Below are 24,032 nucleotides of genomic sequence, written 5' to 3' on the forward strand. Positions count from 1 at the left end.
CGGTTGTGGCCGCGCCCACCGCGGCCTGACAGCGAAACCCGGCCGCGCGCCGGGCGCGGCCGCACCGAAGGCTGGAGCGAAGCGGAGGACGGCGCAGCCGTTGCGGCCGTGACCGGGGGGTGGCAGGGATCGCCTCTCGGGCAGGCCGCGGGCGCGGCCTCTCCGATGGAACCCCGGCCATGCCTGCGCGGCTTCCGCGACGCCGCCCCTGCCCGCTTGCCTGCCCGGCCCCGGTCAGCCGGGCGGCAGGAAGCGACGGGCATCCTCCGGGGCGAGCTGATCGCCGAGCCATGCCGCAAGCTGGGTCGGGCCGAGAAGGCGCAGATCGTCGTTGAAGTCGCCAAGCTGCGGGCGAAGCACCATGGCGAGAATGCCGGCCTCGCCTGCGCGCTGGCTGAGACGGTGGATGCCATGCCGGCCGGCGGCGTCCGCATCGGCTGCGATGTAGAGGCGACGGCAACCAGGCGGGAAGGTCAGGCCGGCAAGGTGATTGGCCGAGGTGGCGGCAGCCACGGGCAGTGCCGGCATCACGGTGCGCAGCGAGGCCATCGTCTCGAAACCTTCGCCGGCGGCCATGACCGGTACAGGAGCGCCGGGCTCGAGGCCGAGCCAGATGGCGTTGCCGAGAAGATTGCCGAGCGAACGGCGCGGATCCGCGAGCTGAGCCTTGCCATTGCCTGAGGGATCGAGCCAGGTGCGCTGCAGGCCGGTGATACGTCCGCCAAGATCGGTCACAGCGGCGATCAAGGCAGGAAAGGTCAGTGTCTCGCCGGTAACAAGCTCGTAATAGTAGCAGCCGGGGTGGTAGCGCAGGGCGCGCTCGCGCGAGGTCAGGAGGATGCCGCGACCAGCAAGATAGCGTTCGGCCAGCGTGCCGGCGATCGGCAGCGACATGGAGAAGAGGCGCCGCGCAGCCTCGGGGGAACCGCGGACCGCGGCGGACTGGCGGTCGATGCCAGAGATTTGCGGCTGCGGCTGCGGCATTGCGAGGAACCGCCGGGCCTCTTCCGCGACATCGCGGAACTCGACAAGGCCGCAGGTTTCGCGGATGACGTCGAGCAGATCGCCGAATTCCGAGTTCGCCTCGTCGACCCATTTCCCTGCAGGTCCCTTGGCATTCGCCTTGAGCCTCACATGCATGGAGCGGCCGCGGGTGTTGCGGACATCGCCGACGATCCAGTGATTGCCGGAGCGATGTCCGTTGGAAAGGTATTCGCGGCACACCGCCTCGGCGTAATCGCCAAGGCGGCGTGCCAGCTCGGAAGCCGAGCCGGTCATGATTGCCTCCCCTCAAGCCGCCGCGCGGTCGGTGACGCCGACCAAGGGGTGGCGCTCGCGAAGCGAGGCGAGGATGGCGCAGCCCTGCCCACTGGTCGGGATGAACAACCTGAGCTTCCAGGAGATGATTTCTGAAATCAGCCCCAGCGCCTTGAGCCGTGGCACCATCGCCTCGGTGAAGCCGATCAGCTCGACGCGCCAGTCATTCATGACGCGGCTACGGCGCACGACCAGACCGTCGGCGAGTTGCAGGCCGATGCGACCGTCGATCAGCCCGGTCCAGGCGTCCTCCCGCGCCAGTGTCGGCACATGATCGATGCCGAGATTGCGCAACATGGTGGCGACCAGCGTCGGCGCGATGTGGCGGCCGATGATGCGTTCGCCCGCATCGGTCTGGATGCGGTAGACCTGGCAATCATGGTCCGGAAGGCGCCGCCAGATCGGCAGCAACAGGCCGGTGACAATGTGAAAGGTGCTGGTCGTGAATTCTGGGACGGCGGCAACTTCCGCCTGCCACAGTTCGCTGAACAGTTTGCGGTCGACCGGCTGCCAGTGGGTCTCGGCGAGGGCGTCGAGACCGAAGCGCAGTTCGTCGGTCGGCCGAAGGAGACGCACGCGGTGCTCGATCGCGCCGTCGTCGAGCATCAGGCTCGCGGTCGGCAGTTGGACCGCCGCGCGGCTCGACCTGGTATTGACCAGCAGGACCGATTGCGGATCGGCGCGCATGATCGCCAGCGCGTCAGCCAAGCCGAGAGGCCGGATGCGGTCCTTTCGCGCAACAGTCAGCACGTGCGACTGAGCGCCGGAGACCGGATGGGTGTAGATTGTCCGACGATCGGTGACAGTGATGCTCTCGGCCGTGATCGTCTCAAGCCCCTTGTCGAAGGTGCCGGCGGCGATGGCGCCTTCGACCTTTGCCGCCATCAGCTGCTCAAAGACCTCGAACAGCAGGTTTTGCGTCTCGATGCGTAGCGCCAGAAGCCGGTTCAGCCAGGTCGTGATCGGCGGCAGCTCGTCGCGAAGGCCGCCCTCGTCGGTGGTCAAGGACAGGCCGGTGACCGCCTCGAAGGTCGTCAGCGAGCAGCCCTCGATCTTGCCCTGGTGTAGCAAGTAATAGAACTGGCGGAGCGCTGCTCGCGCATAAGGGCTTTCCAGATTGTCCTCGGACCGGAACAGCCCTGCCCCGCCGGTCTGGCGCTGACCGCGCGTGATTGCACCCAGCGTGTCGAGCCGCCGCGCGATGGTTGACAGGAAGCGTTTGCCGGCCTTCACATTGGCGGCCATCGGTCGGAACAGGGGTGGCTGCGCCTGGTTGGTTCGGTGCGTGCGTCCGAGACCCTGGATGGCGTTGTCGGCGCGCCAGCCGGCTTCCAGCAGATAGTGCTTACGCAGCCTTTGGTTCCTTGCTCCGAGATCGGCGTGGTAGGAGCGGCCGGTGCCGCCGGCGTCGGAAAAGATCAGGACGCTCTTGTCGTCGTCCATGAAACTCTGCGTCTCGGCGAGATTGGCTGAGCCCGGCCGGTTCTCGACGGCGAGCCGGTCGATGCCGTCGCGGCCAGTCTTCCTGACAATGCGGCGGGAGCGGCCGGTTACCTCCGCGACGATGTCGGTGCCGAAGTGGTGGAGGATCTGGTCGAGCGCGCTGCTGACCGGTGGCAATATGGCTAGCTTTTCGACCATCTCGTCGCGGCGGCGAACCGCTTCTCGGCATAAGACCGGGTTGCCGTCCTCGTCGTGCACGGGCCGGGAATAGACGTTTCCCTCCGCGTCCGAGTATTCCTCGAACAGCTGCGTCGGGAAGGAGTGCATCAAGTACCCTCCTACGTACTCCCTCGGAGTGACATCGACGTGGAGGTCCGACCATTCCGCGGTGGGAATTTCTGCCAGCCGCCGTTCCATCAACGCTTCGCCGGTCGAGACGATCTGCACGACGGATGAACGACCGTCGGCACGGTCCTGCTCGATCGCGCTGATGAGCGTCGGCGTCATCATCGAGGTGATCAGGTGCGAGAAGAAACGCTGCTTTGTGCTCTCGAAGGCGGAACGTGCCGCAGCCTTGGCGTTGCGGTTCAGCGTGCCGGTTTCGCTGGTGATGTTGGCAGCCTCGAGCGCGGCGGTCAGGTTGTTGTGGATGACCTGGAAGGCGTCAGCATAGGCATTGTAGATGCGAATTTGTTCCTCGGTCAGTTCGTGTTCGAGGAGGTCGTATTCGACGCCGTCATAGGAGAGCGAACGTGACGTGTAGAGCCCGAGCGACTTCAGATCGCGGGCGAGCACTTCCATGGCAGCGACACCGCCATCCTCGATCGCAGAGACGAATTCGGCGCGGTTGGCGAACGGGAAATCCTCGCTGCCCCAGATGCCGAGACGCTGGGCATAGGCAAGATTTTCGACAGCCGTAGCGCCGGTTGCCGAAACATAGACGATGCGAGCATCGGGCAACGCATGCTGGATCCGTAATCCGGCTCGACCCTGCTGCGACGGTGCGACGTCGCCGCGCTCGCTTTTGCCGCCGGCGGCGTTCGCCATGGCGTGAGCTTCGTCAAAGACAATGACGCCATCAAAACCCTTGCCGACCCAGTCGATAATTTGCGCGATGCGGGACTTTTTGCCGTCGCGCTCTTGGGAGCGGAGGGTGGCGTAGGTCGTGAACAGGATGCCTTCGGCAAGGCGGATCGGCGTGCCCTGCCGATAGCGCGAGAGCGGCTGGACAAGCAGGCGTTCCTGGCCGAGTGCGGACCAGTCACGCTGAGCGTCCTCCAGCAGCTTGTCCGACTTCGAAATCCAGATCGCACGGCGGCGGCCTTGCAGCCAGTTGTCGAGGATGATGCCAGCGACCTGCCGTCCCTTGCCGCAGCCCGTGCCGTCACCCAGGAACCATCCACGACGGAAGCGGACGGCGTTCTCCGCGCCGTCCGGAGCGGCCGAGACCACATCGCAGGTCTCATTGACGGTCCAGGCGCCGGCGAGATGGCCGGAATGGGCTTCACCGGCATAGATGACGCTTTCGATCTGGGCGTCCGACAGCAGGCTCTCGTCGATAACTCCATCAGGCAGGAGCGGCCGGTAGGATGGTTTTGGCGGTGCGACCGCGGCCATCGCCGCCGACTGGACCAGCGGCGTCGGATGAGGTTTGGCACGTGGGATGTCGATCGACTGGAGCGCGTAGGGCTCGTAGATCGTGTCGGAAAGCCGCCCGCCCTCTTCCGGCATCCAGTCGCGCGGTTCGTAAGCGAGTGGGACGACGGAGGTGCTAACCGGGATAGCCGGACGGGCGGGCTTCGCCCGGGCAATCGTGGGGACTGGCCGCGGCTTGGGGTCCGAGGCCGTGGCAGCGATAGACGCTCCCGCTGCTACGCGTGCCGCCATCTGCATGGTGGCATGGCGCAGGATCCCGCTCGACAGTGCGCCGATCGAATCCGGGAACCCGCCCGGCGTGCGGGGTGGGAGGTCGGAGATCCAGGAGAGCAGCGTCTCGACATCCAGCGCCTTCCCCGGTGATGCCGGGAATGAGGTCGGGTCGGACGCTGGCGTCTTGTCGATGATGGTCAGGCGGGTTTCTGCCGTCGTCCCATGACGGGTATAGACACGCCCGTCGATTGCAGCGGTGAAAAGGACCCTGCCCTGCTGCTGCAGCCGTTCGAAGGCGGGCCGCCATTTGGGGTTTTCGGGAGAGAGGCCGGTGCTTGTGATGGCGACCAGGCGACCGCCAGCGCGCAGTCGCGCAAAAGCCGAAGAGAGATGCCGCCAAGCCGCATCGGCGACATGCCCGTCGACGAAGGCGCCGACCGTGAAGGGCGGATTCATTAGTACGACGGATGGTGCAACGGCTGGATCGAGATGATCATCGATATGGGCTGCGTCATGCCGGGAAACCGCAGCGCGCGGGAACAACAAGCCGAGCAGATCGGCGCGAGTTGCGGCAAACTCGTTGAGCACGAGCGAAGCCCGGGCGATGTCGGCGTGGACGGCGAGAAGGCCGGTGCCGGCAGAGGGCTCGAGAACGAGATCCGACGTTGAGATCGCGGCGGCGTGAGAGGTGACAAAGGCGAGCGGCAGCGGCGTCGACAGCTGCTGCATGGCCTGGCTTTCGTCGGAGCGCCGTGTGTGCGTAGGGAGGAGTTCGGCGATGCGCTTCATCATCGCCAGCGCCGCCTGTGGCGACGATGAGCGAGAGAGGATCGCCGGGCCGAAACGTCGGAGGAATTGAACCTGGGCAGCTTCGAGCGCCTCATAGGCATCCTTCCAGACCCACAAACCTTGCGCGTCCGTGCCGCCGAAGCTGTCCGTCATGGCGCCGCCAAGGACTGCGGTGGTAATGGGTTTGCCCTGTTCAAGGAACGGCAGAAGCTGGGCCGCCGCTTGGTAAATCGCTTGGGCGGTGTCGATACCGCGTGATGCCGGCGCGGCGAGGGGAACGGGCGTGCGGGAAACAGTCGATGTATTCGTAACAATGTTCATGGAGATGTCCTTCGAGCGAGAGTGTCCGCCCTGCCGGCGCACTCTCTCCGCCCCGGCAAGGCCGCACTCGTCCCGGCCTCCCTCTCCCTCCGGTGCCCTTCCAAAGACGGCTACCAAACCGCCCAGAGTGGGTCGCGACAACTGATCACGATTGTGGACGCGGGGCAGGTCGTTAGAGCTTGCGTAAAGCTTGCCGAGCGCTGCTGGACCCCAAGGTGTGATCGAAGTAAACGAACTTCGATTCAGTGACCGGAGCAGAAGATTTTGCCTTGGAAGCGGGCTTGCTCAGCTGTCGTATCGATCATCTAACTAACTCCGATCTTCTTGGGTTGTAGGCCTTTGCGACATCATGGTCGGGCAGGTCTGGACGGCATCGGATGTTCCGAGCCAAGCATCGAACTCGGCCTTCTGGCGGGTCCGCGTTTGTCGGGCGACTTCGGGCAAGCCGCGGGTCGGTACATCGGCGAGCCGGTCTGCGGCGGCCTCGATAGAGACCATGTTGAGATAGCGGTGGAGATTGGCGGCCAGACGGGCGTTCTTTTTCGAGCGGCGCAGGATCACCGTCGCGACTTCGTCCCCGTCATAGTTTTCGAAGCAATTGTCGAAAGCACGGGTCGGACGTCGTCCGTAAGCAATGACCTGAGCGGCGTAATTGACGCGACCGCGGAAATTCTCCGGATCGTTGAGGCGTGACATTGGGTTTATCCCTTGTTGGAGGACTTCGTGAGGTGGCTCGAAAAATGGAATAGCCCGGCGGGACCGGGCTTCGGGCGATGGTGCAGAGAAACGTCACGTTTGCCGCAGAGGTCAGATCCGCTGATCGTTCGAGGACTGGTTGATCATGTCCTCGAGCCAGTCGGTCGCAGAGCGTATTGCCCGATCGATGCTATCGCTTCTCCCGCAGCTTGTCGGTCGTGAAGCCTGAAGAGCGTTGCGGGCCGCGGCCGGGATCGCGAGGATCGCGTTCATCACCTCATGAGCGGCATCCTTCGAGACGAAGTCGCCGATCGCGGAGGTGGTGTTCCGGTCCACCCCATAGAGCGACCAGAATGCACGGAACTCTCGCCTTGCCTGCGGTGACCTGGCAAGTTCAGCTTCGAACTCGTCCTCGTCGCGGTAGGAAGTTACCTGGCGATCACGCTCGATGCAGGGTCTCACCTCGTAATATTCGAAGGCCAGTGTTTCGCGCATCGTGGGAAAGAGCTGGTCACGGAACGATGGTGAGTCACCCGCAGGCGGTTTCGCGACGTGATTTGACGTCGCGCTGAGATCGGCACCGCAGTCAGCGCCGATGTCGTCCTCATGCTTTCTGTGGTTCGTGGGGCAGGTCTCTGGCGTGTGCACGAGTCGCGGGTTGGGTGCGGGTTGATCGCCAGAGAGATAGTCGACGGATATCGGACCTCGCTGACAATGATCGGCGATCAGGTCGGCGGCGGAGTTCCAGACGATGATGTGCGAAACGCCGGGCTGCTCACCGAAGCCCGACTGGGCGAGATCCGCGGCAACGAAGTGATGGTCCACGGGCCCGGGCTCGGGCGTATAGTTGTCTTCATCGATGATGAAGGCGGCAAAGAATGCTTTTCTGGCCATAGTGTTTTCCTTTCAGGATGAGATCGCGTGCTATCGCGCTCGTCGAATGAGCATTGATCGGCTTGACGTCGCTTTGAGTGCGGGGACAGGTGCGGACAAGCCGCAAGCAGCGGTTCGCCATGAGTTCTGATCGGTGGAGCTAGCCGATCAGGATGGTACGGAAAGGAGGGGTCTCGACCGATCGGCCACGGTCGACAACGAAGACCTCGTCCTCATTCGCCTCGAATAACATCAGGATGCGGTCGCCGATCGCGACACACTCGTTGATCCATTGGCGATCGGTATCGCGGTACTTTGCGGCGCGCTCCGGCGGCACGTAGACGATGGTAAAATGGGACAGGGTCTCGCCGGTCGGCGCGGAATAGAAATATTGCTTCACCTCGGTCACAATGCCGCCGGTGCTATAGGAGGTCGAGACCGTACCGCCGGGTCGTACCACGTCGGCGACGGTCGGGGAGCCAGGCAGTGTGCGCCGGTATCGGCGCCTATCGGGAACGCCAAGGTCAGCGGTGTAGGTTGAGTGCGCCTCCCAGGTCGACTTGTCCATCGGTGGCGACGGTTTACGATGGTTCCGCATCGTTGCTCCGTCTCCTCGGCCGCGCGCGGACGTCGGGCATGCGGCTGTCGATCTCTTCGTCGGTCAGATCGTCCAGAAGCTTGAGGGTGGTGCCCTGCCCAGGAATGTAAGTGAGGATCGTCCGCTTGCCATGATGCTCTGGCAGCCACGCGTCAAGGTTGGTCTCGCCGGCAATGCCCTTGAAGTCGGCATGCGTCGCGGACCAGATCGCCTCAAGCTTTTCCTCGCGCGTCATGCTGTCGAGCGCACCCGTTTCATGGGCGATGATCGCTGCCCGCATGGCGTCGGGACTGCGTTTGTCGGAAAGGTCGCAAAATCCGTGAAACCACCGCTCGCGGCCGCGGATCCTGATCGCAAAGAAGACGCTGGTGACATTGCCGGCCTTGTATTCGGACATGCCGAACATACCGGTTCGCTGGAAGAGCGGCGGCAGAAGTCCAAGCATGAAATAGTATTCGCTGGCCGAGATCTCGAACCATTCCGACGCGTATGGCATGCCGGACAGGCGGTCGACACCGGGCGTATCGCTGTGGCGATTGAAGAGCGTAAACATCTGCTCGCGCGTTGCGACGCCCTCGAACACCTTGCGGAACGGAGGATGGATAGACATGGCATGTCTCCGGAATGGCCGAGCCTCCCGCCGTGCGGCGGCGCAGCGGAAGACGGTCGGCTAATGAGGTGATTGGTGGCTGATCAGGCGGCGCGGCGATCGGCGGAATCTGCAGCGGCGCGCCCGACACCGGTAATGGCGCGGACGGCCGCGGCAAGCGCCGGAATGTCGTCGAGCATGCTCAGCGCGACGAAGTGGTTGGCCCCGCCGGTATAGTCCTTGCGCCCCCTGCAGGTGCGGATCAGGATGCCGTGGCCGGAGGACATTCCGAACTGACCGACCTGGATGTAAACGGCGGTGTGGTGCAAGGTCACTTCGCCGGAAACGGCGATGCCGGCTTTGTTGGAACGCAGATCAAAGCTGCCTGATGGCAGAGCAAGTTCCGCAGCGAGCTTTTTCAGCCGTGAGCGTGCTGTCGTGTGAAAACGTCTTTTCTGCTGCTCGTCATAGGAGCAGCTTCTGGTCCAGTCGAACATGTCGATCTCCATGAAACGGAACAGGCCCGGCGATCGCTTGCGCGATCCCGAGCCTGTCGATGGTTGGTCTGTGAGGTTTGAAAGTCAGGCGGCGGAGCGGTCCTCGATCACGTCGGCGCCGACCTCGTCGGCGGTGACCTCTTCGAGATAGGCGCGGCTGTACGGATTGTTGGCGAGCCAGCGCTCGGCCGCCTCGTGGTCCCTGGCGAGATGCAACAATTCCGGGCTGTCGCCGAGATCCTTCAGGACGCGGATCATGCCGATCGAAGGACGTTCGACGATCTGGAAACGCAAGTCGCTCTCGACAGAGTACGTCCGCCGAACCGAGACGACGACAGTCCCGCCCTCACCGAAATCGCCCTCATGCAAGGTAAAGTACGCCGGCGAGCTAAAGGTCGCACGCGACCGCGGCGGCTCCTTCTTCACCAGGCGGCCGGTACCGTTGCGGCCTTCCCACGCAGAGAGCTTCTTGCTGAAGCGGGAAGGCGGTTTGGGCGTTGAATCAAAGTATCGGATGACGCTCCCGAGCGGAGCGGTATCGTAAACGAGATGAGCGGACATACGGATCTCCATCCATGACGCAAATGAAAGGGCCCGGCGGTGATGCCGGGCCCGGTGCGGAGTGGGAGGCCGATTACTCGGCGGCCTCAAGGTGGTCTGTGTCCCCTTCGGTCACGGAAGGTTCCTCCGACGCTGGGTCGGCGAGGAAGGCGGGTAGCTCGGCGGCATCACCGTCGAGAGCTGCTTCGTCCGTCACATCCTCGGGTAGGGCCTCACCCGAGTTGACCGACATGTCGTCACCAGCGAGTCGCAGCGGCTCGGGCAGCCAGTTCGACCCTTCGAGAAGACGGGCGGCCTCGCGGGCCATCAGGTCCTTCTTCATGTGGTCTATCAGCTGCGCGGAGTCCTCGCCACGGCCCTCGCGCACTGCCTGCACGATCCGGGCTTTGGTGACCCGGCCGAGATAGTTGTCGACAGTCGGTGACCACCCTGCTTCCACCATGTCGAAGCCGAGCGTGGCGGCAAGCGCATCGGCATGGGCAAGGGCGCCCGGACGCCTGTTCCAGGGCTCGACGACGGCGTTGAGTGAGAGCGACGCGCAGTGCGCGAACAGCGCCTTGCGGCTCGCTTCGTCCAGACCGAGCAGGAACTCCCAAAGTTTGTCGCTGTCCGGCATATCGCGATCCCATGCCTCGTGACGCTCGGCGATCTCCTTCGCCCAAGATGTCTCGGCGAGACCCTGGACCTGGCCGAAGCTGTTGCTCGTCAGGTTGATCTCCAGGCAGCTGTCCTTGGCGAAGCGGTAGAATACCTGGAGCACGAGGGCATGGAGGACGGTGACGAAGGCGATGTCGACGTCACTCGCCAGCGCGTTACGCAGCGCCAGCGTCTTCTGCGCGGTGAGATCGAAGACAAGCCGTTCGGGCAGCGGCTTGATGCCTTCTTCCTCGGGCTCTTCGGCCGCATCGGATCCGCCGCTCGTGGACCGGCCGTTGACGACGACACGATCATCGCGGTCCTCGTCGGACCGCGAAGGGTCTCCATCGCCGTCGTTGGCCTTTTCGTCATCATCCTCCGCCTCAGCCCGAGGCTCATCCTCGGGGCGGACGAAACCCGCTTCGACCTGAAGCTGGCCGTTGGCGCCGAGTGTGATGAACGCGCCGGCGATGGCCTTCTGCTCCGGGTCGTAGACCTGCGGACGATCGCCAAAATCGTCGAGTTCGGCGCCAAGCTGATCGAGCTTGTCCTCAATTTCCTGGTCGGCGTCCTCCATCTCGGCATATTTGGCGTCGAGGGCATCGTACTCAGCCTTCACCGCATCGTAGCGGGCGATCTCCTCACCGCTCATCTCCGCCGGTTCGGCATAGACCCGCCGCATGCCGGAGGTGTGGCCATACGGGAAGCTGATCGCCGCTTCGACCCACTTCCAGCCGTCGGCGCGGATCGTTTCGGCGTCGAGCTTGAGCTTGTCGAAGACCAGTTGCTCAAGGAGGGCCGCATCCTGGAACCAGCCACCGGAATCCTGCTCGAACAGGTCGCGCAGGATGATACCGCCGGCGGCTTCATAGGCCTCGGCGCCGACATAGACCGCACGGCGATCGTCGGCACGAACCGTTGTTTCCGTCAGCAGGCGCCGGATGTAGAACGGCTCGTGCATGTGCGGGTTGCCGGAAATGCGCTCCCAGACCTGCTCCTGGCGGGCGTGGTCGTTGGAGATCGAGAACGCCATGATCTGCTCAAGACGTATCTCGTCCTTCTCGTAGAGTTCGAGCAGCTTCGGCGAGACGGAGGCCAGTCTCAGCCGCTGCTTGACCGTCGCAGCCGAGACGAAGAAGCGAGCTGCGATTTCCTCGACATCGAGCCCCTGCTCCTTAAGTGCCTTGAAGGCGCGGAACTGGTCGAGCGGATGCAGGTTCTCGCGATGCACGTTCTCGGCCAGCGAGTCCTCTTCCGCCGACGTCGTTCCGCTGCGATTGACGATGCAAGGGATTGGCTCATTCTTCGCCAGGCGCTTCTGCTTGACCAGAATGCCGAGCGCGAGATAGCGGCGGCCGCCGGCAGGCACTTCGTAGGTGCCGGTTTCCCCGCCGTCTCCGTCGAGGACGGGACGGACATTCAGGCTCTGCAGGAGCTTGCGCCGCCCGATGTCGTCGGCGAGCTGCTCGATGGTGACGCCGTCCTTCACCCGGCGAACATTCTGCTGCGACAGGACAAGCTTGTCGTAGGCGATGTTCTCCGAGGGGTTCATTGCGATCTTCTGAATGGCGCTTTTTGCCATGGTCAGGGTCTCCATGACGGGCGGCCCAGGGTCTCTCCCCGAACCTCCAAACCCGTCAGGAACCCTCCCCTTCCGCCCTCTGCCTCTCGCAGCCGCCGCGCCGGCGAAGGCCGGCGGGATCAACGCGGTTCCGCGACATCGACCCGTCCGGATTTGCGCAAGGCCTCGAGCATGCGGGCATGATCCATAAGGATGTGGATGAGCGCCTGCCGATCGACAATGACCGTCTTGCTGGTGCTGCGCGTGCGGTCGTGGCGTTCATGCAGCGTCTCGAACTCGACCATGGTCGTGTAGAGCTGGAGAATGGGACGACCGCTCATGGCGCGGGTCTTCGATTGGCCGGCGTGGGCATGGTCTCGACGCCGGGGATGTTCGAGACCTCCGCGCCGGCGGCTGCGTATCGGGCCGCGACGACGTGCAGCGGCGCATAGGACAGGCCTTGCCAGGGAGCTGGCTCGGGCTCCCGGCCGACGGCGACCAGCGGGCCTTGCAGGGTCAGGTACACGACGACATCGAAGGCCACACACCGGCTGTCGATCACCGGCAGGCCGGCGGCGATGCATTGGGCCTTAATTGCCTTGCAGCCATAGCCGGAGAGCATCGCGCCGTTGCGATAGTGGAGCGTGAAGCCGCCGCGGCCGATGGAGAGATGACCGCCTTGTGTCGTCAGGGCGGCGTCGATGTCGGCGGAATAGTCTGGAGTGGATTGCAGCATGATGGGATCTCCGCGACGGCTGGCGGCAGGGTTTTCCGCCTGGGAAGCCGTCACGACGAAAGCCACCCCCTCGGTCGAAGGGATGGCTGGAAACCAAGAGCACGCTGACCTGTGCGATGACTCCGTCACCTACAGGCGTGTGAAAACAGGACGCTGAGCGTTGACCCGGTATTTTCTGCGCAGCGCTTCGATCGCAGCATCCTGACGCTCGATCTTGCGCCGCAGCCGATCGAGGATGCGCAGATATGTTTGTTCGTCCTTGTCCGCGAAGAGCGGCAGCGCCTCGCGTTCGAGGCGCTGCTTGCGCTTGAAGACGGCGCGTTTGCGTGACGTGTCGTAATAGGGTTCGGGTTTGGGCCAGGGACGGAAGCGCATCACGCCCCCTCCCCGCGTTTGGCCCGAGCGGCGTTGGAGAGGATGCGGATGGCCGCGGTGATGCTGCCCGTCTCATGAGCGGCTTCGGCATAGGCCGAGATCGGGAAAGTGCCGGTGAAGAAGACGTCGCGCTCAATGTTCATGCTGAACGGCAATTCGAGCGTGGCAAGTTCTTCCAGGCTGAAGGATCCGAGTTCCGGGAAGCCCAGGTCGGCGAGGCCGAAGCAAGTATCGTTGTCCGCGTCAAGCTCGGTTGCGAGCCAGGTGCCGATGCCGACGGGATTGAAGAATTTGACCACTGGGACGTGGTCGCCGCCGGGCTGGCGGCCATTGGCAAGGAGCTGATCGCGCTGGTCAGGCGTCAACAAGGGTATGGGAGTCTGGGAAGGTTCATTCATCGGCTTGCTCCGCGACGGGCGACCGCAAGTGCTGTGCGACCTCCTGACCCGTCACGACGAAAGGCGCCGTCCTCCTGGCTGGGAGGAGCGGCGCCTTGGGTTGCGATGATCGGAAAGCCGACAGTGCGACGTGAGGGGTCGCCGGTGAGGGCAGGATCAGTGAACGAGGTCGAGGAGCTTCTTGGCCTTGCCTTCTAGTTCGAGCCGCACGTCCTGATGCTGCTTGTCGCGTGCGACGCGCGTGATGCCCTGTACGAAGTCGAAGACCGACGATGGTGGATGACCCTCGTCGGTGAGCACGGCGTCGATGATCCTGGTGGTTTCGCCCTTGGAGAATCCGCGCTTGCGCAGGAAGGTCGTGCGATCGTCGTCGTCACGGGCGACGATGCGCTCACGCGCCGCCTTGATGCCGTTGACGAAAGGCATCGGGGAGGATTCCGCGAACTGGATCAGCGCCGGTTCGGCTTCGAGCGCGAACCGCGAGGCGGCATATTTGGAATGGCGAATGGTGATTTCCTGGAAATCTTCGACGCCCCACAAATTGCGATTTTGGCATACGGCACGGAGGTAAAAGCTTGCAATTCCGAGTGTTTTTGAGCCGACCTCGCTGTTCCAGGCGTAGAATCCGCGGAAATACAGATCCGGTTCGCCATTCGGCAGGCGACCGGCTTCGATGGGATTCAGATCGTCCACCAGGAACACGAAGATGTCGCGGTCAGAGGCATAGAGCGTCGTCGTGTCTTTCGAGATGTCGACATTGGGGTTGTAGATGCTGGTCGACCAGTCGAGCACGCCCGGCACTTTCCAGCGTGTGTCGCCGGTGCCGTTGCCGGCGATCTTCTGGACGGCGTCGATCAATTCTGAGTCGAATATCCGCCCGTAGTCCGGCCCCGTTACCGCCCGAAGTTCGAGGCGGTCGTTCTCGATTTCGAGCGTCTTGACCTGCTCGGCGCGGTGCGTGGAGAGCCCATACTGCAGATTGATGCCAGCGAGCGCGGCCGGCAGCTGGCGCAGATAGGTCGCCGGCGCCCCGACCAAGCTGGCGAGCTGACCAAAACTCCAGTGTGTCGGCGCAACCGGGGTGTGTGAGCCGGGAAGCATGAGCGTCAGCCGCTCGGGATTGTCGCGGGATGCTTCGACGCGGATCGCCTCGCTTTCAACGATCCGGGTCTTGCTGCGTTCGGACCGCCGCTTCACCGCATTGTTGAGGTCGGTGAGCGACAGAAAGCGTTCGTCGTCCGGCCGGTTGAACCATTCCGACGACACGCGGCCGATGCGCTGTCCACGGCCGACATCAACCTTGTAGCCGTTTGACACGCTGCGCGCCGGCGCCTGGATTTCCATATGGGTCATGATCGTTCTCCGCGACGGGCGCCGGGAGCCTCTCTCCTGGCCTCGGCCCGCCATCGCATCCCGGCCTCCCCTCTGCCTCTCCCTGCGCCAGCCGGCGCGCGAAGCGCGCGGGCATCGCGGCCGCACTCTCCGTTCGCCTGTTGAAGGTTGCGTCGCCGCCGAAACCATGAATCAATGAAGGACAGGGGATGCGGCGGCGTCCGGAGCGATGGAGGCGATGCGACGATTCAAACTTGCCGAGCAGGTGATCGAAGAGACGGCGCCGGATCTTCACACCGCGTTAGCCGATGCTTACCGTAAGCGGATTCGACCGCTCTGCCTTTGCAGGGAAGGCGGGCTTTTAATGTACATTGCCCATGTCGGCGACCAGTACATCGTCAAGCGCATGCCAATGTCAGGTGGGGAGCACGATCCGGCTTGTCCATCTTACGAGCCGCCGGACGAACTGTCCGGACTCGGCGTGTTGATGGGCAGCGCGATCCAGGTCGATCCGGAGAGCGGAATGTCCGCGCTGAAGGTCTCCTTCAGTCTCACGAAAATCGGCACACGGGCGGCGCCAGGCTCCGGATCTAGCGCAACCGATACCATCGCCGGCGACGCAAGGAAGCTCTCGTTGCGCAGCGTGCTCCATTATCTCTGGCACCAGGCCGAGCTAACAGCCTGGACCTCGCGATGGGCGGGCAAGCGTCACTGGTGGAATATTCGATGGCACGTGATCGAGGCTGCCGGTCAGATGATGGTGAAAGGCGGAATGCTCAACGAGATACTCTTCGTGCCTGAACCGTTCCGGGCGGCGGACAAGGCCGCGATTGAGCAGCGCCGGGCAGCGGCGCTGGTACGCGCACTTCCGCCGAAGAGCGGACCACGCAAATTGATGATCCTGGTGGGTGAGGTTAAGGATTTTGCTCCGACACGCAGTAGCCATCGCTTGATTGTCAAGCACATGCCGGACTTTCCGTTCTTGATGGACGAAAGGATCTATCTGCGTTTAAAGGGTCGCTTCGAGAACGAGCTGGCGCTGTGGGACGCGGACGAGGCTTCTCATTTGATGACAATCGCGACGTTCGGCCTCACGTCGGCCGGCCTTGCGGTGGTTGAGGACATGGCGCTGATGGTCGTCGCCGAAAACTGGGTGCCCTACGACTCCGCATACGAAAAGAGGCTGGTTGACACATTGGCCAAGCTGCGTGATCGCAGCGTCAAAGGGTTGCGCTACAATTTGTCGGGAGAAACACCAACCGCGGCTGCATTGGTGCAGCGTCAATCGCAGCCGATCGCGCTTTATGTCGTTCCGCCTTCGGCGGACAAGGCTTACGAAGAGGCGCTGCAAGAACTGATCAAGTCACGGCCGGAAATCGGCTCCTGGATCTGGCGCACTGCGGAGGGTGAGATACCTCCCCTGCCCTTCCGGTGAACATCGCACGGAGATGGGTCCCGGCTGTCTGTGCATCCTGGTCGACTGGAAGTTCTTCGCTGAGCACCGCCGAGGAAGATGGCGAGGCACTGACCAAAGTTTGAATATAAATTCTGGTCAAAACCTTGGCGCCGATTGCTACTGACCAACTTTTATATATAATCTTCGGTCAGAAAGGCGGCCAAATGCCAGACCCGACATCCGACACGCTCGATCGCATTCACGACCGGATCGCCCAGGCGGCGCCGGCCGGCGTGTGGTCGCGTGCCGACTTTCTCGACATCGGCACACCGAACGCCGTCGAAAAAGCGCTGCAGCGACTGACGCTGCGGGGCGACATACGGCGCCCCTATCGCGGTCTCTACGACAAGCCGACCGTCAGCAAGCTAACCGGCAAGATGGTGTTCCCGCCCCGCGCTTCGTTCGTCGACGCGATCGCGCGCCGCGACAAGTTGCGCGTCCTTGTCGACGGGATGACCGCCGCGAACGATCTCGGCCTCACGACGGCCGTCCCGGCGCGCTCGACGATTCATGCCGATACCTACCCTCGAACAATCGAGATCGAGGCGAGCGCCGGCGATCCGAAGGCGACGACGCCGGTCATCTACAAGCTCGATTTCAAGCGCATCTCCGCCAAGACGGCGTTTTGGGCGGGGCGGCCGGCGATGCGGGTGGTGCAGGCGCTGGCGTGGTTTCGGGATGAGCGATCGAGCCTCGAGGCAGCCGTCAACGGCATCGTCCGCTACCTGTCCCGCACTTCCGATCGGGACGCCATCGTCCAGGACCTGCGCGAGAATATTCACGCGGTCCCCGCCTGGATGTATCCGCTGGTCGAGACCATCACGCGCCGGATCGCCGAGGGTCAAACCGAAAGCGCGCCGGCGTCGGAACCCGCGAAGGGCGATCATGAAGCAGACGTTCATTGAGATCCTGCGCTCGAGCGTCGATGAACGCCGTGCGCTCTTCGAGGCCACCGCCGCCCATTTGGGCACCCAGGCGGCCAATGTCGAAAAGGATCTCTACGTCTGCTGGGTGCTCGACTTCCTGTTCAACCGTCGCGGCGGCGATCCGATCGGGCTCTATTTCAAGGGTGGCACCAGCCTGAGCAAGGCGTATGGGCTGATCCGGCGCTTCTCCGAGGACATCGATATCGGCATATACAAGGCCGATCTACATGTCCCGCTCGAGGACGATATTGCCGCGCTCCCGTCGGTCAACCAGCAGCAGAAGGCGCTTGCCGAGAAGGTCGACGAGGCCGCGCGGCAGTACATTTCCGGGCCTCTCAAGGAGCTGCTGACAAAGGAGATCGCTTCGGTCGAGGAAGCCGCCGAGCGACCCGGACATTTTTCGCTCGGCGTCGGCTTTGATCTTTACCGCAATAAGGACGCGCTCGACATTCTCGTTGTCGGCTACAAGAGCGTCTTCGAGTCCGCGGGCAGCTATGTCCAGGCTGCGGTCCGCATCGAGGGTGGTGCGCGTCCCGATCCCGAACCGGCTGAGCCGCGCGAGATCGTGCCCTACATCGCCGCCGAGATGCCGGAAGCGGCCAACCTCACCGCACGGAACGTGACCACGGTGAGACCGGAACGGACCTTCTGGGAGAAGGTGCTGAAGCGAGGCTCGACCTCGTCGGATCGCAGGTATTTGCGGATCGTGTTCCGCGACAGTCCCGTGCGCCGCGCAATCTCCCGGATCGAAAGTCCATCCCGCAGATGCCAGCGCCGGATAACGCTCAGTAACGCCATGTCTATCACTCCAATGTCCCCTGCGATCATCAAGCAGGGGTGGGTTCAAACATGGGTCACTTCTCGATGGAAAAATCCCTCAATCCCGGGTCAGTTCTCGGCGGAAATCAACACTCTGTACTTTCCCATGATCGCTTCGCCTGACATCGAGAGCGCATTGCACCTCCCATAGGTTAATCTCCGTCGAGCGACGCGCTTGTGTCAAATGACGATTTGCTCACGAGATGATCGGCCAACAATAGTCAAGTGGACAGCCGGCGGCAGCATGGTGGGCGAACCACCACCGAAGACCCCATATCACCCTGCCCTCCTGTCTGGCGCGGCAGTATTGGCCTTGAGCGCAGCCATGAGCATCGGTCCAACCGAGAACTGCCCTGCCCTTGCCTTCTCGGTCAGCACCCGCAAGTAGCCACCCGCGGAATTGATGTGCTGTGCCCGCTGCAGGATGCAGGCGATGACTATCGCCGTGTTTTCCTGCCCCAGAACCTCGAGAGCGTCACCATATGCCGACGGCGAGATCCCCAGGTATCCCCTCACCTGCGCCGCGGTCGCCATCAGGTCGCGCCGGTTCGTAATCCCGTCGACGGCGTAGTCGACAATGTCTGGACAGGCTTTCAGTATCAACCCTAGCGGGTAAGGCTTCTCGTTGGGTCGCCGTTCTGGCTCGATCGTGACCCCGCTTTTCTCTAAAGCAGGTTCAAAATCAAATAAGGGGTCGGTATTTGAATCAGATTGCTGCCGTCCATTATGGGATTCATTGCCGTCCGGATTCTGAACATTCATGTGTGAATCCAGCAAGTTGTCGATTTCCTCACGGATCGCGGCTAGATCGACCACAAACTGCTCCAGGTCCCCGACAGCCGCCCGCCGGGGCAATCTATCGACGACGGCACGGAACCGCCTCCACAGGCCTCCCCAGTCGCCGGCGACGTCTTCCTCGACGGCCGCCTCGATTAGCTTCGAGATATCGCGCCTGTAGAGCGTTATCCGCTCTCTCATGAGCTTCAGGGCCCGATTGTCGGCCCGGACGCGCTCAGCCGCCTCCTGGAACTCGTCAGCGCGCACGAGCAGCGGCGCGAGGGAGAAACCGAAAGCATCCTCGAAGTCCCCTCCCCTGCCTTTGCGGGCGTACCGCTTCCCGTTGGGGCTGTCTCTACGAAGGATGAGGCCGCAGTCGAGCAAGGCCGCCAGATGCCGTCGCAGGGTCGTGTCTGGCATCCCGTGTGCCCTGAGCGACAGCTGCTTGTTCGACGGGAAAACGATCAGGCCGTTTTCCTCGCTCAGCTCGCTGTCTGGGTAGAACGACAGCAGGGCTGCCAGGATCGCCAGAGCGCGATCACCGATCCCCACGAGGCTCTTGCCCTCGCACAGATCGCGGTACACCTGCCATTTGTCGACGGCCTTCCCTTCGGGAATTTCACGTGAATCATTTTGCGCTGCCAATAGGGCAAGCGACATCGGTCGGCTCCCAAAGGGAGTCGTTGCAATTTCCCTCTCCATTTCCTTCACCTTCAATCAGGCAAAAGAAATCTGCTCGCCGAAATGACGCCGTGACTCTTGACAGTGATTCGCGGATTTGCGATTCTCGATCTTGCTAGGAATACGAGAGAGGCTTCCGCGGTTCGCCGTTCGGGGGCCTTTTTCTTTTGCGGTTTCAGACTCCTGTTGATGTTCTTTCCGACTTCCGAAAGGCCTCATAGAGGTCATCCAGTCGCTGTGCGATGTATGTTGCGAAGCTCGGGCCGTCCTTCGCTTCGTAGGTCACAACTGCCTTTTTCGAGGTAGCCCTAACGGTGACACTGACCGAGCCATCTGCGGGCTCCCAAGGCTTAGATCTCGGCGTTTCTTTGATTGGCATGGCCGGCGTCAGCGCATCGAAGGCGTCCTGAAAGCGCTGGTCGCTCGAGTTGTCCGCGGACAACGATCCGAGAATTCTCTTCAATTCGACATGCGTGCTCGCCAACTTTTCAGCAAGTTCCATCCAGCGTCGACGCCCGATCTGCGGCGCAGCGCCGATCGCCTCAATCAACTCGATCGGAATTTGGCGCACTACCGATATCATCTTCGATAACGCTGCTTTGTCGACGTTAAGCGCCGCCATGATCACGTCCCGCTCGAAGGATCGATCCTCAAGCCGCGACGCGAACAACGCCCGTTCTATGTACGACAGATCGGTTCGAGCATTGTTTTCCTGCCCCTGACTCACGACCAATTGGTCGTCGGACAGTTCCCGGATAACAGCCTTTACCCTGAGGCCGAGTTGCCTCACTGCCGCTAGCCGGCGGTGGCCATACGCGACCTGATATCGGCCGTCGATCGCCGGGTGCGGACGAACGAGGATTGGCACTTGCTGTCCATGCTCGCGGATCTGGTCGACGAGGGTGCCCAGTTCCGCGGGGTCCATGCCGAGACGATCGCTGATGAAGGAGCCGTCAACCAGGACCGGATCGAGTTCTACGATCAGCTTGCCCTCAGCCAACTGCTTCTCGATGTCCTGCGCGCGTTCGAACTTCTGGGTGATGTTGCCCAGCGTCCGCGTGATCCCGCCGATAGGGGCGCTCCGCGCCTTCGGCGGAACGAAGCCGGCAATTGGCCTGACATCCGCCGGCGAGGTCGGCGTTTCGTCCGAAGAGGATATCCCTATGAGATTCTTGCGCGCCATTATTTCCTGCTCCACGTGGTACGAAGCAGGCCTTCGATCTCGGAATTCACAGCGTTGAGCGATTCCATCGCCCTGTCATAGGTGCCCCGTGTGAACTGGGAGCGCTCGACCTCATAAAGCGTCTGCTTGGTGACACCGGCGTCGGAAATCGCGGTGGACTTCAGCATATGGTTGTGAAGCATGCGATTTCCGAAAATGGCCCGCATGAAGCCCGTCATCTGGCTTTGTGGACCGTCGTTTGGCTCGTATCTGGTAACGAGATATCGCATCCAATCATAGCTGGTACGGCCGCCGGCTCTCTCCACGACAGCCATCATCTCGCTCGTCATAGCCAGAAACTGGCTCATCGACATCACGTCGAGCATTTGGGGATGTACGGTGATCAGAACAGATGTCGCAGCGCATAGGGCCGACATCGTTAGGAAGCCAAGCTGCGGGGGGCAATCAATGATTACGACATCATAGAGGCTCTCGATGTCGGCCAACACTTCTCCGATCCGCGCAAAGAACATCGATTCCGCCGATCCGGAGGTGATAGCTCTAGGCGTCTCGTGTTCAAACTCCATGAGCTCAAGATTGCCAGGGACGATATGGAGGTTCTGGGTGTAGGTGGCTCGAACGATCCCGGCTATGGACACCGGCTCCTCGTAGCGTATCGCTCCATAGAGTGTTTCGCCTTCGCCGACGTCGAGCTCGGGCTGGTGGCCGAAGAGTGCCGAGAGCGACGCCTGCGGGTCGAGGTCGATAGCCAGCACGCGGTAGCCGCGCAAAGCCATATACTGGGCCAGATGCGCCGATGTCGTCGTCTTCGCGGAACCACCCTTAAAGTTCATGACTGCCACGACCTGGAGCTTCTCACCCGGCCGCCTGATGGGAACATACTTCGGGGTTCCGTTCTTTTCGTCGAGCGATCGACGGATGTTTTCCATGTCGGCGGGGGAATAGACACGGCGGCCATTGGCTAGTGGTTCGGGACCGTTTCCCTCCGAAGCGACTTGCCGCAGGTAGCCCTCGCCGATACCGATATAGTAGGCGGCTTCGGCCGGCGTGAAATGCCGAATCGTCTTTTGGGACGTGGGCGGAAATATCTTCTGCTGATGCAATTGAAGCTGGCGTGACAGCTCCAGCGAATCCGCGGACAACAGCGACGGAAGATGCTCTTGATGATCCCTGCTTCGGATGGTCGTCTGCAGCATGGTAGTCCCTCGAACTGCGCTTCTGATCGGTATTTCGTTCAATCTGCGCAGCTACAGTATGGTCCGATTCGTAAAGAATTTACAAACGTTTAACCAAGAGAGAATTGGCTAGCCGAAACTAGTTGTCCGCGGACAACTCGTCATGCCTGCGAACGTGAACCAGCGTAATCACCGGCGTAAGGGTGCTTAGCTCGATCACGAAGGCATTTGCCTGAGGGGCGGCCGTTAGTCATACGGCCATGTCTTCCTACGGGCATCGGCCGCTTCGGTTGGCGCCTACGTGACTAACCCGCCGTCGGGCAGTCTAGACTGCTAGGGAAGTCCGTTTCGGTCCCCTACGTTCATACACTTGGAAGCCACCGCGTCCGTCCGATGCGTGACACGCTGGCGCGTATTTCCCTAGGGGACCACGCTAAAGGTCCGCTGCGGCCGATTTCGCGAGCTAGCCCGCCAGGTAAGGTCGGTCGCAGGCACGGACGGTGAACGGGGCAAGCTACTCTTACTTATAGAGCGTCGCACGGTTGCTCGCGCGCCATCCCGTCTGAGTGGTCTTCTCCGTCGAAGTGCCCGAGCTGTCGCTTGGACCAGATGCGTATGCCAAAAGATCGCTCATTCACGTCGTGGACAACTTCGTGGAGTCGGCGAAGCGAGGTGTAGTCTCCAATCAGCGAGATGCTCACATGGTTCTTCAACAGGCGAAACGACGCCAAATCCACCCCTCCCTTTGCAGTTAGCTTTGGATGTTTTGTCCGCCTTGCGGCTCAGACGGACCATTGGTCGAAGAGGTCGATTCCGAAGCCCTTGAAATCCTTCGTATTGCCGGTCGCCAAGGTGAGCTGTTTCGCGGTCGCTGTTGCAGCGATCCAGCATCCATGGATGACAGACCGCGACCGCGACTCTTCGCCAGGGCCATCAGATCGCCTCAAGCCAGAGCGATCTGCTCGTAATATGGAGAACCCTTTGCTCGAAACGCTGCGGCAGATCCTGCGCCAGGCAATCGGCCAGATCCTCGCGTCCATGAGGGCGACGCCGCGCCGGATTTCGGCGATCGACACCACGCTGATGAAAGAACGATCGTCATCGAGCAGTAGCCTCACAGCCGCAGATCACGCGGTTCATCGCGCTGGCACGCGAAGTCAAGATCGGTACCGCGCAGCGGCGAATCCATCAGGAACTCCGCAAGCGTGCCCTTGCGCACCGTCTTGCGCTGCCATTCCTCGGCCGAGACGACAACGACGCTCGGCTTGCCGGGGAGGGGACCTTTAGAGTCCCGACGCCTTGGTGAGATTGACGCGAAAGCGGTCGCGGCGTCGCTGGTACTTGCGGGTCATTTCCGCCGAGGCATGGCCAAGCTGCTTTTGGACAAAGCGCTCGTCGACTTCAGCCGAGGAGGCGAGGCCCGCGCGGAGCGAATGTCCGGCGAACAGCTTGCCCCGTTCACCCTCGGCCAGATCGCTGCGCACACCGGCCGCCAGCGCGGTGCGTTTGACGAGGCGGGCCACCTCCTGGTCGTTGAGCCGGTCGGCACCAACGGCCTTTCCCTTGCCGGTGACGCGTCGAAACAGCGGTCCGTGGGCGATGCGCGCGAACTTGAGCCAAGTTTCGAGTGCCACGACAGGACAGGTGGCATCAGACGACCCGCGCCCGACCTCGACCTCGCGCCAGCCGGTCTTGCCGCGCAACGTCACCAGCATGCCCTTATCCAGGATCTCCACCCAGCCGGAAGAATCTTCGGTCTGGTCGCGGCCGACATCGAGACCGACAATTTCGGAGCGGCGAAGTCCACCGGCGAAGCCCAGCAGCAGCATGGCGCGATCACGCAAGCCGCGGAGCGTGCCGCGGTCGAGTGTTTCGAGCATGGCGATCAGATCCTCCGGCAGTACCGCTTCCTTCTGCCGGGGCGGGGCGGCATGCTTATTGAGAATGCCGGCCATGACGGTGGCGATGTGCCTGTCTTTGCGATCGAGTGGCTGGCCGCGCTGCGCAAAATTCCAGGACAGCGCGGACAGCCGCCGCTCGATCGTCGCCACGGACTTTTTGTCCCCTGAGGTTGCACCTGCAGCACTGCCAGAGGCGAGCGCCGTGATGTACAGCCCGACCGTCTGCGGATCGGGCGGCATGAGCGCAAAACCCTGACGACGGCACCAGCTGGCAAAATGCTTCCAGTCGGCGGCGTAGGCGCGCCGCGTATTGGCTGAGCTCGCCGCTTCGACATAGTCGCGCGCGCGGTTGGCCAGCGCTTCAAGGTGAACCAGCAAACGTGGATCCGTGGCGGCTGGAAGGGGAGGGGACGGGGCTTCTCGCCCGGCATCTTCCGTCCGCCCCATCTCCATGACCAGGTCAACAATGTCGGGAAGATCGTCCTCGCCAGGGTTCATGATGACGCCTCATCTCTGTGCGCAT

The 24,032-nt window shown here is 62.5% G+C and carries 20 protein-coding genes and 4 pseudogenes; 3 read left to right on the forward strand and 21 right to left on the reverse strand.

Annotated features, from left to right (window positions below):
* Nucleotides 1–234 precede the first annotated feature (234 nt).
* From H5P29_RS31325 to H5P29_RS31390, 14 genes are all read right to left on the reverse strand, one after another.
* Nucleotides 235–1,278, reverse strand: a complete 1,044-nt coding sequence (locus tag H5P29_RS31325) for a toprim domain-containing protein (RefSeq protein WP_154387104.1) — start codon at nt 1,276–1,278, stop codon at nt 235–237.
* Between the two features lie 12 nt (nt 1,279–1,290).
* On the reverse strand, nt 1,291–5,739 hold the full coding sequence (locus H5P29_RS31330; protein WP_154387105.1) for a strawberry notch family protein: 4,449 nt from the start codon (nt 5,737–5,739) through the stop codon (nt 1,291–1,293).
* Nucleotides 5,740–6,048: 309 nt separating this feature from the next.
* Entirely contained in the window at nt 6,049–6,435 is a 387-nt protein-coding gene (locus H5P29_RS31335) for a hypothetical protein (RefSeq protein ID WP_154387106.1), read from the reverse strand.
* Between the two features lie 111 nt (nt 6,436–6,546).
* A complete protein-coding gene (locus tag H5P29_RS31340; RefSeq protein WP_154387107.1) occupies nt 6,547–7,329 on the reverse strand; it encodes a hypothetical protein in 783 nt (260 codons plus the stop codon).
* A 139-nt stretch (nt 7,330–7,468) separates the two neighbouring features.
* A complete protein-coding gene (locus H5P29_RS31345) occupies nt 7,469–7,876 on the reverse strand; it encodes a hypothetical protein (protein ID WP_154387108.1) in 408 nt (135 codons plus the stop codon).
* 13 nt (nt 7,877–7,889) lie between these two features.
* Complete coding sequence (locus tag H5P29_RS31350) at nt 7,890–8,516, reverse strand: DUF1419 domain-containing protein (RefSeq protein WP_154387109.1); 627 nt, start codon at nt 8,514–8,516, stop codon at nt 7,890–7,892.
* 83 nt (nt 8,517–8,599) lie between these two features.
* Nucleotides 8,600–8,992: a hypothetical protein gene (locus H5P29_RS31355; protein WP_154387110.1), complete on the reverse strand. Its 393-nt coding sequence runs from the start codon at nt 8,990–8,992 to the stop codon at nt 8,600–8,602.
* An 84-nt stretch (nt 8,993–9,076) separates the two neighbouring features.
* Nucleotides 9,077–9,553 (reverse strand): hypothetical protein, encoded by a 477-nt coding sequence (locus H5P29_RS31360; protein ID WP_154387111.1) that lies wholly within the window; start codon nt 9,551–9,553, stop codon nt 9,077–9,079.
* 73 nt (nt 9,554–9,626) lie between these two features.
* Nucleotides 9,627–11,771, reverse strand: coding sequence for a ParB/RepB/Spo0J family partition protein (locus tag H5P29_RS31365; protein WP_154387112.1), 2,145 nt, complete (start codon nt 11,769–11,771; stop codon nt 9,627–9,629).
* 119 nt (nt 11,772–11,890) lie between these two features.
* Nucleotides 11,891–12,091, reverse strand: coding sequence for a hypothetical protein (locus tag H5P29_RS31370; RefSeq protein WP_154387113.1), 201 nt, complete (start codon nt 12,089–12,091; stop codon nt 11,891–11,893).
* Nucleotides 12,088–12,486, reverse strand: coding sequence for a hypothetical protein (locus H5P29_RS31375; RefSeq protein WP_154387114.1), 399 nt, complete (start codon nt 12,484–12,486; stop codon nt 12,088–12,090). Before H5P29_RS31375 ends, H5P29_RS31370 begins: the two co-directional genes overlap by 4 nt.
* A 129-nt stretch (nt 12,487–12,615) precedes the next feature.
* The gene (locus H5P29_RS31380; RefSeq protein WP_154387115.1) at nt 12,616–12,861 is read right to left on the reverse strand and encodes a hypothetical protein; all 246 of its coding nucleotides are present in this window, start codon (nt 12,859–12,861) and stop codon (nt 12,616–12,618) included.
* The gene (locus H5P29_RS31385) at nt 12,861–13,235 is read right to left on the reverse strand and encodes a DUF2958 domain-containing protein (RefSeq protein WP_185910469.1); all 375 of its coding nucleotides are present in this window, start codon (nt 13,233–13,235) and stop codon (nt 12,861–12,863) included. The genes H5P29_RS31380 and H5P29_RS31385 overlap by 1 nt, the downstream gene beginning before the upstream one ends.
* Nucleotides 13,236–13,415: 180 nt before the next feature.
* Nucleotides 13,416–14,612 (reverse strand): DUF932 domain-containing protein, encoded by a 1,197-nt coding sequence (locus H5P29_RS31390; protein WP_185910463.1) that lies wholly within the window; start codon nt 14,610–14,612, stop codon nt 13,416–13,418.
* Nucleotides 14,613–14,829: 217 nt separating this feature from the next.
* Between H5P29_RS31390 and H5P29_RS31395 the strand changes: the two genes are divergently transcribed.
* The 3 genes and pseudogenes from H5P29_RS31395 to H5P29_RS31405 all read left to right on the forward strand — a co-directional run.
* The gene (locus H5P29_RS31395; protein WP_154387118.1) at nt 14,830–16,026 is read left to right on the forward strand and encodes a DUF1173 domain-containing protein; all 1,197 of its coding nucleotides are present in this window, start codon (nt 14,830–14,832) and stop codon (nt 16,024–16,026) included.
* Between the two features lie 185 nt (nt 16,027–16,211).
* Complete coding sequence (locus H5P29_RS31400) at nt 16,212–16,952, forward strand: DUF6088 family protein (protein ID WP_154387119.1); 741 nt, start codon at nt 16,212–16,214, stop codon at nt 16,950–16,952.
* Nucleotides 16,933–17,637: pseudogene (locus tag H5P29_RS31405) on the forward strand (nucleotidyl transferase AbiEii/AbiGii toxin family protein); the annotation flags it as partial. The gene H5P29_RS31400 and the pseudogene H5P29_RS31405, both read left to right, overlap by 20 nt.
* On the opposite strand, the pseudogene H5P29_RS31410 reads toward H5P29_RS31405, so the two are convergent.
* From H5P29_RS31410 to H5P29_RS31435, 7 genes and pseudogenes are all read right to left on the reverse strand, one after another.
* Nucleotides 17,637–17,771: pseudogene (locus H5P29_RS31410) on the reverse strand (helix-turn-helix domain-containing protein); the annotation flags it as partial. The pseudogenes H5P29_RS31405 and H5P29_RS31410 overlap by 1 nt on opposite strands.
* Before the next feature lie 297 nt (nt 17,772–18,068).
* On the reverse strand, nt 18,069–19,271 hold the full coding sequence (gene repC / locus H5P29_RS31415; RefSeq protein WP_154387120.1) for a plasmid replication protein RepC: 1,203 nt from the start codon (nt 19,269–19,271) through the stop codon (nt 18,069–18,071).
* Between the two features lie 154 nt (nt 19,272–19,425).
* Complete coding sequence (gene repB / locus H5P29_RS31420) at nt 19,426–20,433, reverse strand: plasmid partitioning protein RepB (protein WP_154387121.1); 1,008 nt, start codon at nt 20,431–20,433, stop codon at nt 19,426–19,428.
* On the reverse strand, nt 20,433–21,629 hold the full coding sequence (gene repA, locus H5P29_RS31425; RefSeq protein ID WP_154387122.1) for a plasmid partitioning protein RepA: 1,197 nt from the start codon (nt 21,627–21,629) through the stop codon (nt 20,433–20,435). The genes repB and repA overlap by 1 nt, the downstream gene beginning before the upstream one ends.
* A 761-nt stretch (nt 21,630–22,390) precedes the next feature.
* Nucleotides 22,391–22,714 (reverse strand): annotated as a pseudogene (locus H5P29_RS31430) (PIN domain-containing protein); the annotation flags it as partial.
* 8 nt (nt 22,715–22,722) lie between these two features.
* Nucleotides 22,723–22,878 (reverse strand): annotated as a pseudogene (locus tag H5P29_RS32775) (prevent-host-death protein); the annotation flags it as partial.
* Between the two features lie 13 nt (nt 22,879–22,891).
* Nucleotides 22,892–24,007 carry a site-specific integrase gene (locus H5P29_RS31435; protein ID WP_154387123.1) on the reverse strand — a complete coding sequence of 372 codons (1,116 nt, stop codon included), beginning with the start codon at nt 24,005–24,007 and terminating at the stop codon, nt 22,892–22,894.
* Nucleotides 24,008–24,032 lie beyond the last annotated feature (25 nt).

Source organism: Aminobacter sp. MDW-2, from assembly GCF_014250155.1.
Lineage (GTDB): Bacteria > Pseudomonadota > Alphaproteobacteria > Rhizobiales > Rhizobiaceae > Aminobacter > Aminobacter ciceronei.

Excerpts from the sequence above, each read along its gene's own strand:
- H5P29_RS31400 (WP_154387119.1), top strand. The coding sequence starts at position 16,212 with ATGCCAGACCCGACATCCGACACGCTCGATCGCATTCACGACCGGATC.
- H5P29_RS31350 (WP_154387109.1), bottom strand. The coding sequence starts at position 8,516 with ATGTCTATCCATCCTCCGTTCCGCAAGGTGTTCGAGGGCGTCGCAACG.
- H5P29_RS31345 (WP_154387108.1), bottom strand. The coding sequence starts at position 7,876 with ATGGACAAGTCGACCTGGGAGGCGCACTCAACCTACACCGCTGACCTT.
- H5P29_RS31325 (WP_154387104.1), bottom strand. The coding sequence starts at position 1,278 with ATGACCGGCTCGGCTTCCGAGCTGGCACGCCGCCTTGGCGATTACGCC.
- H5P29_RS31370 (WP_154387113.1), bottom strand. The coding sequence starts at position 12,091 with ATGAGCGGTCGTCCCATTCTCCAGCTCTACACGACCATGGTCGAGTTC.
- H5P29_RS31330 (WP_154387105.1), bottom strand. The coding sequence starts at position 5,739 with ATGAACATTGTTACGAATACATCGACTGTTTCCCGCACGCCCGTTCCC.
- H5P29_RS31380 (WP_154387115.1), bottom strand. The coding sequence starts at position 12,861 with ATGCGCTTCCGTCCCTGGCCCAAACCCGAACCCTATTACGACACGTCA.
- H5P29_RS31375 (WP_154387114.1), bottom strand. The coding sequence starts at position 12,486 with ATGCTGCAATCCACTCCAGACTATTCCGCCGACATCGACGCCGCCCTG.
- H5P29_RS31365 (WP_154387112.1), bottom strand. The coding sequence starts at position 11,771 with ATGGCAAAAAGCGCCATTCAGAAGATCGCAATGAACCCCTCGGAGAAC.
- H5P29_RS31355 (WP_154387110.1), bottom strand. The coding sequence starts at position 8,992 with ATGTTCGACTGGACCAGAAGCTGCTCCTATGACGAGCAGCAGAAAAGA.
- H5P29_RS31395 (WP_154387118.1), top strand. The coding sequence starts at position 14,830 with ATGCGACGATTCAAACTTGCCGAGCAGGTGATCGAAGAGACGGCGCCG.
- H5P29_RS31340 (WP_154387107.1), bottom strand. The coding sequence starts at position 7,329 with ATGGCCAGAAAAGCATTCTTTGCCGCCTTCATCATCGATGAAGACAAC.
- repC (WP_154387120.1), bottom strand. The coding sequence starts at position 19,271 with ATGGAGAGGGAAATTGCAACGACTCCCTTTGGGAGCCGACCGATGTCG.
- H5P29_RS31390 (WP_185910463.1), bottom strand. The coding sequence starts at position 14,612 with ATGACCCATATGGAAATCCAGGCGCCGGCGCGCAGCGTGTCAAACGGC.
- H5P29_RS31335 (WP_154387106.1), bottom strand. The coding sequence starts at position 6,435 with ATGTCACGCCTCAACGATCCGGAGAATTTCCGCGGTCGCGTCAATTAC.
- repA (WP_154387122.1), bottom strand. The coding sequence starts at position 21,629 with ATGCTGCAGACGACCATCCGAAGCAGGGATCATCAAGAGCATCTTCCG.
- repB (WP_154387121.1), bottom strand. The coding sequence starts at position 20,433 with ATGGCGCGCAAGAATCTCATAGGGATATCCTCTTCGGACGAAACGCCG.
- H5P29_RS31435 (WP_154387123.1), bottom strand. The coding sequence starts at position 24,007 with ATGAACCCTGGCGAGGACGATCTTCCCGACATTGTTGACCTGGTCATG.
- H5P29_RS31360 (WP_154387111.1), bottom strand. The coding sequence starts at position 9,553 with ATGTCCGCTCATCTCGTTTACGATACCGCTCCGCTCGGGAGCGTCATC.